Source organism: Sphingobium sufflavum, assembly GCF_021403115.1.
Taxonomy (GTDB): Bacteria; Pseudomonadota; Alphaproteobacteria; order Sphingomonadales; family Sphingomonadaceae; genus Sphingobium; species Sphingobium sufflavum.
The window spans coordinates 134,353-146,605 of sequence record NZ_JAJSSH010000007.1 but is presented as its reverse complement, the minus strand read 5'-3'; the positions used below and the strand labels follow the sequence as shown (position 1 = coordinate 146,605).

The window sequence follows — 12,253 nt, the reverse complement described above, 5'->3', positions numbered from 1 at the left end:
AGATCGGACATCCGGTTCCTGGCAGGAGATGCGCCGCGTGGCGAAGGTCGAACTTTATACAAAGGCATATTGCGGCTTCTGCTCGCGCGCCAAGGCGTTGCTGGAGAGCAAGGGCGTGGCGTATCAGGAATATGACATCAGCGCCGGCGGGCCAAAGCGGCAGGAGATGCTGAGCCGGTCGAATGGGCGCACGACGGTGCCCCAGATTTTCATCGACGACCAGCATGTCGGTGGCTGCGACGATTTGCAGGCGCTGGACCGGCGCGGCGCTCTCGACCCCCTGCTGGCCTGACGCCCGCCATGCGCGCCGCCCTTCTCCAGATGACGACGGGCATCGACCCGGCCGCGAACCTGGCCACCATCGTGCAGGCCATGCGGGATGCGAAGGGGCAGGGGGCGGACATGCTCTTTACGCCCGAAATGTCCGGCTATCTCGACCGGGACCGCGCGCGGGCGGCGGAACGGGTGGTGGCGGAGGAACTGGACCCGGTGCTGGCCGGGGTGCGGGCGGCGGCGGCGGAACTGGGCCTGTGGGTCGCCATCGGGTCGCTGGCGGTGCGCGATCCCGCCGTCCCGGCCAAGGCGCGCAACCGGGCCTATCTGATCGACGACTGCGGCGAAATCCGCGCGCGCTATGACAAGATGCACCTGTTCGACGTCGACCTGCCGACGGGCGAAAGCTGGCGCGAATCGAACAGTTATGTGCCGGGGGAGGGCGCGGTGCTGGCGGGGTCGCCATGGGCCGCCATCGGCCTGTCCATCTGTTACGACCTGCGGTTCCCCGACCTGTATCGCACGCTGAGCGATGCGGGCGCGGTGATCCTGGCGATCCCGGCGGCCTTCACCGTGCCGACGGGGGAGGCGCACTGGCATGTCCTGCTGCGGGCGCGGGCGATCGAGGCGGGTTGCTTCGTGATCGCCGCCGCCCAGACCGGCCATCATGCGGACGGTCGCCAGACCTATGGCCACAGCCTCGTCGTCGATCCATGGGGCGAGGTGGTGCTGGACATGGGGCAGGAGGCGGGACTGGGCATCGTTGACCTCGACCTTGGCCGTGTCACGGCGGTACGGGCGCGCATCCCCGCGCTTGACCATCGCCGGCCCAACCCCGATGTGACACTGTTATGATAGTCTTCGACCTTAAATGCTCCCATGGCCATGTGTTCGAGGCGTGGTTCGGTTCGTCGCGCGACTATGAGGCGCAGCAGGGCCGGGGGCTGGTGTCCTGCCCGATCTGCCATGATCCCCGCGTGGAAAAGGCCGTGATGGCGCCCGCCGTGGCGGCCAAGAGTAATCAGCGGGACGGGGATAGTCAGCGGGCCGGGGGTCATCAACGGGACGAGCGGGTCGATCCGTCGCCCAACGCCATGGTCCCGGTTGCGGCGCAGTCTTCTGCCCAGCCACAGGCGGGCCGGGCGGTGGCGGCGATGGGCGCGGAGGAGGCCGCCAAATTGCAGGCGGTGATCGAGACTCTGGCGCAGGTGCAGGCGCAATTGCTCGAAAAATCCGCCTGGGTCGGCGATGCCTTTGCCGACAAGGCGCGGGCGATGCATTATGGCGAGACGCCCAAGGGCAATATCCATGGCACCACCAATGTCGAGGAAGCGAGGGCCTTGCTGGAGGAGGGGATCGCCGTCGCGCCCCTGCCGATACCCGTGGTCCCGCCGACGGACCGCAACTGACGCTTTGTCCGTGCGAGGGGGCTGCTGCCACGTTGACCGGGCGGCCGCCCGTGCCTAGGAAGAATTTGGCGCACCCATAGCTCAGCAGGATAGAGCATCAGATTCCTAATCTGGGGGCCACTGGTTCGAATCCAGTTGGGTGCACCACTCATCTCACTATTCTGACCTATGATACGGCCGACTTCGGGCTTAGGCCAAAAACGGCGCGCTTCCGCGCGCTTTTGCCTGCCTCACGTCACGTCATGCAGAGCAGAGACGGGGGGAGTTCAACTCTAGTGGGCATTTGTGCGGCCCGGCCTCAGGACGCAAATTCCCTGACTGCACTCCATTTCGCCGCTCACACATGCTGGAACAGGAAAGCCCTCCAGAAGGAGGGCTTCATAAGAGTTGTCAGGAAGGCGGAGCTTACAGTCCCAACAGCATCTTCTCTTGCTGTGACCAGTCTGCAGGCCATGCCATGTCAAGAAGCATCTCAGGGGTAGGCGGGCATGCGGACGCCCGGCTTGGCCTTGTGAGGGGCGCGGATGAAGGCGGCGATATGGGCGGTCGTCGGCGGCAATATCCCTGCGCCCAGCGTGCCGCGCCCGGCAAAGTCACCCAGAGCGGGACCGATGGACGTCCCGCCATTCAGGCTGTCGCAGCCCCCGCAGCCATGGTCGGCAAAGAGGTGCGCTCCCTCGCTCAGCCCGCCCTTTGGCGACTGAGACCGTGCTTCGGCCAGCCATGCGTCGAACGCCTCCGGCTCCATCGCGATCACGTCGAACGCCATCAGCGCATGGCTGAGGCCGCAAAATTCCGCGCACACACCGCGATAGCGCCCGGCTTTCTCCGCGCGGACGGGCAGGGTGGTGATGCCACCGGGGATCATGTCCATCTTGCCCGCCAGCCCCGGTATCCAGAAGCTGTGGATCACGTCGGTCGCGGTGAGCTGGAACGCCACTGTGCGCCCCACCGGGATGCGGACCTCATTGGCGGAGACGAACGGTGCAGCGCCGTCCTGCCCCAATAGGCGACCCGCCACCAGAATTGCTCGCCCTCCACACGGATGACCATGTCCCCTGCCGCGACCGGCCGCGGGCGCATCGCGGGCAGCGCGAACAGCAGGAGGATGGCCAGCACTATAGTTGGCACGATCGCGCCAAGCCACAACACCATCCGCATGCCGCCCTTATGGTCGAGGCTATGCTCCGGCGCATGGACCGCGCGCCAGTACAGGCCGCCGACTGAGATAAGGATGACGACCGCCCCCACCAGCAGGACAATCGCAATGGACCGTATCTCGCGCGCCTACACGCCGAAGGTGGAGAGGGTGGACTGATGCCGGTTGCAACCGCCCAGCAACAGCGTTGCCCATGCCAGAAGAGGCCAGCCGTTTCTCAATCATGCCCCCTTCGCGTCGCCTGCCCATCCAACATTTGGGCCAACACATGGGGCGGGGGCCGGTTCAATTATTTCTGCCCTGAAACAAGATAGGGTTCGGTATTCGCTGGGGGGCGGCGCAGGACCTGCGCTGGTCAAAGCTGGTCGAGCAACCTGCGCTTTGCGGCGTCGAACTCGTCTTGCGTCAGCGCACCTTTTGACAGCAGCTCGTGTAGTCGCCCGATCTCGGCCACGACATCCCGCTTCTCTGGTGCTGGGGCAGGTGGTGCGTCCGAAGGCCGTTCCCGCTCCACCGCGCCGCCCGCTTCGCCGTCGACAATGGGAAGGTCGGTGATCGCGACGGAACCGTCCGGACCCGTAAAGTGCAGCACGCGGCCGCCGCCCTGTTGCTGGCTGACGCCGTTGATGCGGTGACGGCCGGTGTCATAGAGCGTGACCTTGCCGCCCTCCTTTATGGCTAGCCGCCGCGTCTCCGGGAAAACCGCATAATGCACGCCATTCTGGGACCCGGTCGATGAGGCGTGGCCGAGGCTGGCGGGCCATCTTGACGATGATCCTGCCTCGCCACCGCTGGCGGGCGGCGCGTCGCCGTAGGGGAGCAGATCGTCGAACAGGCCAGCCACCGTCGCCTTGAGCCTGTCGTTGAACATGTCGCCGATCATCAGCATGCCGCCGCGCGACCATTGCCCCATGCCGCCGAGGTCGGGATGGCTGAACTGCGCCTGGCGACCATGGCCGTTCCGCAGAGCGCCCAGCGCCGCCTCGACGGCTGCCACGCTCACCCCATTTTTCTGCGCCAGTGCGGCGAGGTCCGGCTTCGATGCATTTGATGAATCTGTCATGTCATCCTCTTCAGGCGATGTCGCACGTAGTCCAATACAATAAGGACTATGACGAGCCGCTCGGCCGGATCCGTTATCGTCCTGAAATCCTTCGCCATGAGGGTGCAACGCACGATGAGGGGATTGGGCTTCACGCGCATCATGGATCAACTTTCGCTATCGTCTGTTTACGCCATTGCCCGGCATTTGCTGTCTGGGTTTGGCTGGTGGGGCTGGGAATGCAGCAATGATCGAGGTCGATGATGAACCGTTGCCGGCAGGTCCCAGCACGTCCAAGCGCTTTGACAGGATCGCGCCGGATGCCGCGGCCGTGCCCCTCTTCCGCGACGTGGCGGAGGAGGTGCCCGTCGCGATGGAGATCAACGGCATCGGCTATGCCGTACTCATGGCGTCGCCCGTCGATCTGGAGGATCTCGCACACGGTTTCCTCCTGACCGAGCGCCTCGTCACTGCGCCGCAGGATATTCTGTCCGTCGATATACACCGGCAGGCGAATGGCATCGTGATGCGCATCTCGGCGCCGCCCCATGTCGCCGCCGCCCTGATCGACCGGGTGCGCCACCGCACGTCAGACAGCAGCTGCGGCCTGTGCGGCATCGAAAATCTGGAGCAGGCCATGCGCCCACTACCCCGCGTCGCGAACCGGAGCGCGGCGAGCCATACCGCTGTCTTTGCTGCGCTCGGCCATTTGCGGGCGAAGCAATCGCTCAACCGGGCTACGGGCGCTGTGCATGCAGCGGCCGCCTGCGACGCACGCGGCGTCATCCGGCTGGTGCGGGAGGACGTCGGCCGCCACAATGCGTTCGACAAATTGATCGGCGCGATGCGGCGAGGGGGCATGAGCTGGGACGGCGGTTTCGCCCTCCTGTCTTCTCGCTGCTCGTATGAACTGGTCGAAAAGGCTGTGCTTGGCGGATGTCCCATGCTCGTCACCATATCGGCGGGCACCGCGCTCGCCCTTCGGCGGGCAGAGACCGCGGGGCTGGATTTGCGTGTGCTGGCCCGGCCGGACGCCATGTTGGTGCCCGGCCCGGTCGATCCGCCCTATTCAGCCGCCGTTGCCTGAGGCAGTTCGCTCAGCTGCCTGATGTCGTGGAATGGGCATCCATTGAACTTCGCCCGATATTCGCCGGACATATGGTAGGTGTCCTTGCGCGCCCGGTTTACGCCGCCCAGTGGCCGATGCGCCGCCAGGCCACGCCAGGGTGAGAAGAACAGCGCGTCCTCCACCGATTCGCTGACGCCATTTTCCCACGCCGTCTGCGGCGGTACGTTTAGAGTCGCGACGGTGCGGAACTGGCTGGCCTCTTCGTCCCAGACGACCGTTGGGTCCTCGACCGGCATGGTCTCCAGGTCGGTGCAGAGCTGCACGCGCAATTCCCATGTGCCGCCCTGAACCGCCAACACCTCGTTCACATTCTCCCTGATGGCGTCGGGCCGCCCGGTGGCGTTGATCGTCTCATCGGCATAATCCTTGATCGTCGATATGGGCACGAGCTGGAATTTCGCGACATAGTCGCCGTAACGGAACGGCGTCTGGCTGAAGTAGGTGGCGCCCAGCGGATGCACAGGCCTTGCTCCGCCCAGCGAAACCAGCGTTGTGCTCTGGCTGCCGACGGCTTCCAGCGCGGCCTCGAACGTGCGCAGTACGGCGGACAGCGCCTTCTTCGCACCCTCTGCCTTGTCGGTCGTCCGGGCTAGCAGCTTCAGGTTGGCGAGGAACTTTTCCGGCGTCGGCGCAGGGAAGGCAGGACCGTTGACCATCAGGAAATCCTGCGTTCCGTCGCCTTCCGATTCCGGCAGCCGCTCGCCCTCCACGCCGAGGATTTTCAGCGCCACGCCCCTCGACAGGCGGACGCTGTCGTCCAAGATGTCGCCCGCATTGGTGGAAATGCGCAGGATCGCCTCGTAGCGACCCGGCGTCGCGAACAGCCCCTGCGCCAGTTCCGGCGGCAACCCGTCCGCGACAGTAAGCGTGCCGCGCGCGATGCCATGACCCTTGGCATGGACGGATCGCACCGCATGGCCATAATCCTGCGATGTCGTCTCCAGGATGATGCGAAACTGTTCCTCCAGACCGCGCACGGTTTCGGCCTCGTCCGGTTCGACGGTCTCCATATCGGGCGTGTAGGGTACAGGATTGGCCATCATGGTCTCCTCAACGACGACGAGGAATAGGCGGGTCGTCTTCAGCTCTGAACCAATCCGCTTCGCGATCCGTTCCTGCCGTTACGGCCACGACGTTACGGCCACGACGTTACGGCCACGACGTTACGGCCACGACGTTACGGCACGACAGGGAGCACGAGCATGGGCAGGCAGAAATCTGACGATCCGGTCATCAAGCCCTTTGCAGGACCTGCAGGCGGCTGGGGGTCGGTCCGGTCGCTGGCGGAGATATTGCCGCGCGAGAGGGTCCCGCCAGAGGCGTTTCGTGAACTGGCCCGCCAGAACAAGCCGGAGGGCTTTGCCTGCGTCAGTTGTGCGTGGCCAAAGCCCGCTGACCATCATCCTGCAGAATTTTGCGAGGAGGGGGCCAAGGCGACGGCATGGGAACTTACCAGCCTGCGCACCACGCCGGAATTTTTTGCACAGCACAGCCTGACCGAGCTTCGCGGGTGGAAGGATTATGACCTCGAACAGCATGGCCGCCTGACGCACCCTTTGCGATATGACCCGGCCACGGACAAATATGTCGCGGTGGCGTGGGACGAAGTCTTTGCGGACATCGGGGCTGTGCTGCGCCCGCTCGATCCCAGGTCGGTGGTCTTCTATGCGTCGGGGCGTGCCAGCCTCGAAGCGTCTTACATGTATGGCCTGATGGCGCGGCTGTACGGCTGCCAGAACCTGCCTGACAGCAGCAATATGTGCCATGAGTCGACCTCCGTGGGCCTGAAGGCGGCCATCGGTGTGCCGGTGGGGACCACGCAGCTGGAGGATTTCGATCATTGCGACGCGATTTTCTTCTTCGGCCAGAATGTCGGCTCCAACGCGCCGCGTATGCTGCACGACCTTCGCGCGTGCCGGAAAAGAGGCGTGGAGATCGTCACGTTCAACCCGCTCCGCGAGCGCGGGCTGGAACGCTTTACCGATCCGCAAAATCCGGTGGAGATGGTGACCCTGGGGGAGACGGGCATCTCGACCCAATATCATCAGCTCAGGGTAGGCAGCGATCTGGCGGCGATGACCGGCATCGCGAAGTGGCTGCTGCTATGGGACGATGCGGCGCTGGCGGCGGGGGAGGCACCTGTCCTCGATCATGCGTTCATCGCGGAGCATACCCATGACTTCGCGCCCTTCGCCGATGCTGTGCGTGCCGCCGATTGGGATGAGATCGAGCGCGAAACGGGCCTTTCGCGGGATGCTTTGAAGGACGCCGCGGCCGTCTATGCGAGGTCCAAGGCGGTGATGGCGATATATGGGATGGGACTGACCCAGCATGTGCGCGGCGTTGACAATGTGCGGATGGTTGTCAACCTACTGTTATTGCGTGGTAATATTGGACGTCCCGGTGCTGGTCCAACACCCGTGAGAGGTCACTCCAATGTTCAGGGGCAGCGGACTGTTGGAATTACCGAGAAGACGGAACTCGTTCCGGTTGGTAAACTTGGTATGCAATATGGCTTCAAACCCCCGAGCGAAAAGGGTTTGGACACGGTCGAAACCTGCCGCGGCATCATCGACGGATCGGTACGCGCCTTCGTCTCGCTGGGCGGAAACTTCCTGCGCGCCGTCCCGGAAACCGGGCCGATGGAAGCCGCCTGGCCCAACCTCGACCTCTCGGTCCAAATCGCGACCAAGCTCAATCGCAACCATCTCTTTCCCGGCAGGGTCAGCTATCTGCTCCCCTGCCTTGGCCGCATCGAGCAGGACATGCAGGCCACGGGGCCGCAGGCCGTCTCTGTCGAGGACTCGACCAGTTGCATCCACGGTTCGCGCGGCAAGGCATCCCCCGCCAGTCCGCACCTCCTGTCCGAACCCGCCATCGTCGCGGGCATCGCCAAGCAGATGCTGCCGCCCAATCCAAAAATCGACTGGGACGCATGGGTCGGCGACTATAGCCTGATCCGCGATGCGATCGAGGAAACCTATCCGGCCATTTTTCCGGACTTCAACAGGAGGCTGTTTACCCCTGGCGGCTTCTGGAAGGGCAACAAGGCGAGCGAACGCATCTGGCAGACGCCCAGCGGTAAGGCGGAATTTTTCCCGCCCGCCGCGTTGTCCGCCACTGGCTTCGGCGATGTGCAGGGGCGCTACCGTCTGATGACGCTTCGCTCCAACGATCAGTTCAACACCACGATCTACGGCTATCATGACCGCTTTCGCGGCGTGAAGGGCACCCGTGACGTGCTGTTCATGAACGAGGAGGACATGACGCAGGCGGGCATTGTGGAGGGGCAGGTGGTGGCGCTGGAAAGTGATGCCGAGGACGGCATCGCGCGGCGGCGCGAGGGGTTGATCGTGACACGCTACGCCATCCCGAAAGGCTGTCTGGGCGCCTATTATCCCGAGGCCAATATTCTCATCCCCGTCGAGCATCATGCCGAGCAGAGCCATGTTCCCGCCGCCAAATCGATACCGGTCAAAATCCGCCTATGAGGAAAAGCGCGATGTCTTTAGGGAAAAGACAGGTTCCGTAAGACTTTCGCGCTCGCGCGTCGTTGGGGTGCTGTCGCTTCTGACGGCTCCCCTTTTCAGAATGACAGGAACGACCATGTCCGAGACCGGTCACGACATCTCTATCCTCAACGGCCTCGTCTCCGCCACGCTGGATAGCGTGAAAAGTTACACCGAGGCAGCAAAGGAAAGCGAAACCGGTAGCCATGGGGCGATGTTCCCGTTGCGGGCGAGCGAGCGCCACCAGGCTTCAGCAACAGGTCGCGACGCTCGGCGGCAGCCCGAGGACGAGGGCAAGATCGCGGGCGGTGTCCATTGCCTGTTCATCAATCTCAAGGCCGTAATGACGCACCATGACGACAAGGCGATCATCAACGAGGTCGAAGCCGGCGAGGATCATATCAAGGCGAAATTCGAGGATGCGTTGGAGGACCGCGAACTGTCTCCCGCCGTTCGTTCGCTGATCGAAACCGCCTATGCATCGGTCAAGGAAGGTCATAACGAAATGCGCGACCTCAAGCATTCGCTGCGAGACTGACGATGTTGGCGGGGGTAACCTCGTCCACTCCCGACCTGTAGCCGCTGGCCTCTTAAGGCTTGATGGCAGCACCGGCACATTTGCCGAAGACTTCCCGGTAGGGCTTGGCTTCTGGTCTCGACCAGTCCCCGTCCACAGGGTTTCAGCGAGACAAGCTGCTCGCGCCCGCGTACGGAGAGCTGGCCCAGCCCGACCTTCTTCGTCTGGCGCAGCGCGTCGCGCAGTACGGCATAGGCCTCTTCCGCCAGATCGTCGGCGGGAACCACGAAATAGGGCTTTTCATAATAAAGCACATCGATCGCATCGGCCTCGACGAATTGCACGAGGTCGAGCGTCTTGCGGCTCTCGATCTTCACTGCCTCTATCTCATCCTGTTCCAGCAGCACATAATTGCCCTTGGAAAGTTCAAAACCCTTAAGGATTTCCTCCGGGTCCACGGGGCCGACGCCGGTCACGACCTTCTCATAATGGATGGGCTTGCCGGTCGGCTCATGGATCTGGCGGAAGCTGACCGCCGCGCCCGACTTTGTGGCGGGGTAAACCTCCACCGGGATGGACACCAGCGCCAGTTTGATCTGGCCCTGCCAATAAGCGCGTGCGGGCATGAGCGACCTCCGCCCTATCAGCGTGCGGAGGGGAGCTGGGTTCGGCCGCGTTCATGCTTCTCATGGTGGACCGTCTCCACAGAAGACAAAGCATGACTATATTGCGGCCATGACCTCTTCGCCTCCCGTAGCAGACGCGTCCGATGCCAAGCGGCCCGACCATGACGAACCCGACTTCGTGGTGGTCGATGTCGAGACGGCCTGCGCGCGCGTCAGCAGCATTTGCCAGATCGGCATCGTGGGGTTCAGGGACGGTCTGGAGGTTTTTGCCTATGAGACGCTCGTAGACCCACGAGACGAATTTTCCGCCTTCAACATCGGCATCCACGGCATCACCGTTGACCATGTCATCGGCCAGCCGACCTACGATGATATTGGCGATGTGGTTTCGCAGCATCTCGGCGGACGGATCACCGTCGCCCATTCTGCCTTCGACAAAGGTGCGCTGGCGGCGGCCTGCCGAACAGTCGACCGCGCGACGATCGAGGCGCGGTGGCTCGACAGCGTGCGCGTGGCGAAGCAGGCATGGCCCGACCTTCCCAGCCACAGGCTGAATGTCCTCGCCCGCTTCCTGGGGCTGAAGCATCGCCATCATGATGCGCTGAGCGATGCGCGGGCAGCAGGAATGGTTATCCTCAAGGCTATCGAGCATACCGGCATTGATCTGGCGGGCTGGATGGCGACGGCCGGCCAGTCCGCCGTCCCGCCAGCGGCCGCATCGGGACCGTTGAAGGGCGAGCGTGTCGCGATCCTGGGGGAAGCGCGGGACGGCAGGCTGGCGCATGTCATTGCCGGGGCAGGCGGTCAGGTCGTGTCCTCGGTCGGCCTCAAGACCACCATGCTGATCGTCGCGACCCGGCAACCCTATGGTCGCTGGGTGTCAACCAGCGCGCCCTATCGCAAGGCCGAGGCTATGATCGTCGCGGGCAAGCCGTTGCTGATCCTGACCGAGGAAAGCTTGCGCGCGACGTTGTTTCTCCACCCGACCTCAGTCCGGCCTTAACGGGCAGACATAGGTGTTTATCCGTTCACGATCGTCCCGCCATTGGGATGCAGTACTTGCCCAGACATGTAGCTCGCGTCATCGCAGGCGAGAAATAGAAAGGCGGGCGCCACCTCATTGGGCTGGCCGGGCCTGCCCATGGGGGTGTTTTCGCCAAAATGTTCGAGCTTCTCCGGGCTGGCGCCGCCGCACGGATTGAGCGGCGTCCAGATCGGACCGGGCGCGACGGCGTTCACACGGATGCCGTCGCCCACCAGATTCTCCGACAGCGACCGGGTAAAGGCGGTGATGGCGCCCTTGGTGGCGCTATAGTCGAGCAATTCGGAACTGCCCTGATACATGGTGACGCTGGTGCAGTTGACGATGGCGGCGCCAGCCTTGAGGTGGGGCCGTGCGGCCTGCACGAGAAAGAACATGCCGAAGATATTCGTCTGGAAGGTTCGGCGGAGCTGTTCCTCGCTGATATCGATGATGTCTTTGTCGGGGTGCTGTTCGCCGGCATTGTTGACGATGATGTCGATCTTGCCGAACGCCTTCAGCGTCTGCGTGACGATGTCGTCCGAGAATTGACGCTCGCCGACGTCGCCACGGATGATGATTGCCTTGCGACCCTCCGCCTCGACGATCCGCTTCGTCTCGGCCGCATCATCATCTTCCAGTAGATAGACAATGGCGATGTCGGCCCCTTCACGGGCATAGAGGGCTGCCACTGCCCGCCCGATACCGCTGTCGGCGCCGGTGATGATCGCGACCTTGCCCACCAGCCGATCCGACCCCTTGTAGCGCGGTTGCCACTCCGGTTTGGGTGAGAGGCTGCTCTCATGACCGGGCAGTGCGTCTTCATGGATTCTCTCGATGGTCTCGGTCATCGCATAATCTCCTTCGCTTGCTAGAACCCATTGGCGCGCAGAGAGTTTTCCATGGGACGAACGGATGATCGCATTCTTGCGGCAGCCGAAACTACCGGGAGATGCTAGATGCCGCTCAAGGCGCTTGCCCTCAATTGCACCCTCAGGGCTGACGCCAGCGAGGAAAGTTCAACCGACGCCATGATCGCGGTGCTGGAAAAAGCCTTTGGCGCCAGAGGGGTGACAGTGAGCGAAACGGTCAGGGTCGCGGCGCTCGACATCAGGCCGGGCGTCTCATCCGATGAAGGAGATGGCGACGAATGGCCAGCACTTCGCGCAAAAATCCTCGCTCATGACATTATGATCTTTGGCGGGCCGATCTGGATGGGTCAGATCAGTTCGGTTGCCAAGCGCGTGCTGGAGAGGATGGACGCCTTTCTCGACGAGACGGACGAGGAGGGGCGGATGCCGAGCTATGGCAAGGTCGCGGTGGCTGCGATCGTGGGCAATGAGGATGGCGCGCATTTCTGCTCCGCCCAGCTTTTTCAGGCGCTGAACGATGTGGGCTGGACGATCCCGGCGGTGGCGGCCTGCTATTGGGTGGGGGAGGCGATGGGATCGACCGATTTCAAGGATTTGAAGAATATGCCCCGAATGGTGACGAAGACCGCCAATATGGTTGCAGGCAATGCCGCGCATCTGGCGGGCCTGCTCCAGTCCAGCCCCTATCCCGGTTGA

The 12,253-nt window shown here is 63.4% G+C and carries 12 protein-coding genes, 1 tRNA gene and 1 pseudogene; 9 read left to right on the top strand and 5 right to left on the bottom strand.

Features of this window, described 5'->3' with window-relative positions; genetic code table 11:
* Positions 1-37: 37 nt before the first annotated feature.
* The 4 genes from grxC to LWE61_RS11945 all read left to right on the top strand — a co-directional run bounded on the left by grxC (position 38) and on the right by LWE61_RS11945 (position 1,829).
* The gene (gene grxC / locus LWE61_RS11960) at positions 38-292 is read left to right on the top strand and encodes a glutaredoxin 3 (RefSeq protein ID WP_234150296.1); all 255 of its coding nucleotides are present in this window, start codon (positions 38-40) and stop codon (positions 290-292) included.
* A gap of 8 nt (positions 293-300) precedes the next feature.
* Entirely contained in the window at positions 301-1,128 is an 828-nt protein-coding gene (locus LWE61_RS11955; RefSeq protein WP_234150295.1) for a carbon-nitrogen hydrolase family protein, read from the top strand.
* Entirely contained in the window at positions 1,125-1,682 is a 558-nt protein-coding gene (locus LWE61_RS11950; protein WP_234150294.1) for a DUF1178 family protein, read from the top strand. Before LWE61_RS11955 ends, LWE61_RS11950 begins: the two co-directional genes overlap by 4 nt.
* A gap of 70 nt (positions 1,683-1,752) precedes the next feature.
* A tRNA-Arg gene (locus LWE61_RS11945) sits at positions 1,753-1,829 on the top strand.
* Between the two features lie 325 nt (positions 1,830-2,154).
* Here the strand turns inward: LWE61_RS11945 and LWE61_RS20795 are convergent.
* A complete protein-coding gene (locus LWE61_RS20795) occupies positions 2,155-2,703 on the bottom strand; it encodes a cytochrome c oxidase subunit II (protein ID WP_326490637.1) in 549 nt (182 codons plus the stop codon).
* Between the two features lie 493 nt (positions 2,704-3,196).
* Positions 3,197-3,904: an SHOCT domain-containing protein gene (locus LWE61_RS11935; protein ID WP_234150293.1), complete on the bottom strand. Its 708-nt coding sequence runs from the start codon at positions 3,902-3,904 to the stop codon at positions 3,197-3,199.
* Positions 3,905-4,130: 226 nt separating this feature from the next.
* Here LWE61_RS11935 and fdhD point away from each other — a divergent pair, with 226 nt between their 5' ends.
* A complete protein-coding gene (gene fdhD, locus LWE61_RS11930) occupies positions 4,131-4,970 on the top strand; it encodes a formate dehydrogenase accessory sulfurtransferase FdhD (RefSeq protein ID WP_234150292.1) in 840 nt (279 codons plus the stop codon).
* On the opposite strand, the gene LWE61_RS11925 is transcribed toward fdhD, so the two are convergent.
* Complete coding sequence (locus LWE61_RS11925; protein ID WP_234150291.1) at positions 4,949-6,052, bottom strand: catalase family protein; 1,104 nt, start codon at positions 6,050-6,052, stop codon at positions 4,949-4,951. The two genes, fdhD and LWE61_RS11925, sit on opposite strands and share 22 nt — an antisense overlap.
* Before the next feature lie 162 nt (positions 6,053-6,214).
* Between LWE61_RS11925 and LWE61_RS11920 the strand changes: the two genes are divergently transcribed.
* Complete coding sequence (locus tag LWE61_RS11920) at positions 6,215-8,503, top strand: FdhF/YdeP family oxidoreductase (RefSeq protein WP_234150290.1); 2,289 nt, start codon at positions 6,215-6,217, stop codon at positions 8,501-8,503.
* 115 nt (positions 8,504-8,618) lie between these two features.
* Positions 8,619-9,059: a PA2169 family four-helix-bundle protein gene (locus LWE61_RS11915; protein ID WP_234150289.1), complete on the top strand. Its 441-nt coding sequence runs from the start codon at positions 8,619-8,621 to the stop codon at positions 9,057-9,059.
* 119 nt (positions 9,060-9,178) lie between these two features.
* Here the strand turns inward: LWE61_RS11915 and ku are convergent.
* Positions 9,179-9,664, bottom strand: a pseudogene (gene ku, locus LWE61_RS11910) (non-homologous end joining protein Ku); the annotation flags it as partial.
* 109 nt (positions 9,665-9,773) lie between these two features.
* Here ku and LWE61_RS11905 point away from each other — a divergent pair.
* Positions 9,774-10,667, top strand: coding sequence for an exonuclease domain-containing protein (locus LWE61_RS11905; RefSeq protein ID WP_234150288.1), 894 nt, complete (start codon positions 9,774-9,776; stop codon positions 10,665-10,667).
* Between the two features lie 17 nt (positions 10,668-10,684).
* Here LWE61_RS11905 and LWE61_RS11900 read toward each other — a convergent pair whose 3' ends face one another.
* Positions 10,685-11,536: an SDR family oxidoreductase gene (locus LWE61_RS11900; protein WP_234150287.1), complete on the bottom strand. Its 852-nt coding sequence runs from the start codon at positions 11,534-11,536 to the stop codon at positions 10,685-10,687.
* Between the two features lie 108 nt (positions 11,537-11,644).
* Here LWE61_RS11900 and LWE61_RS11895 point away from each other — a divergent pair, with 108 nt between their 5' ends.
* On the top strand, positions 11,645-12,253 hold the full coding sequence (locus LWE61_RS11895) for a flavodoxin family protein (RefSeq protein WP_234150286.1): 609 nt from the start codon (positions 11,645-11,647) through the stop codon (positions 12,251-12,253).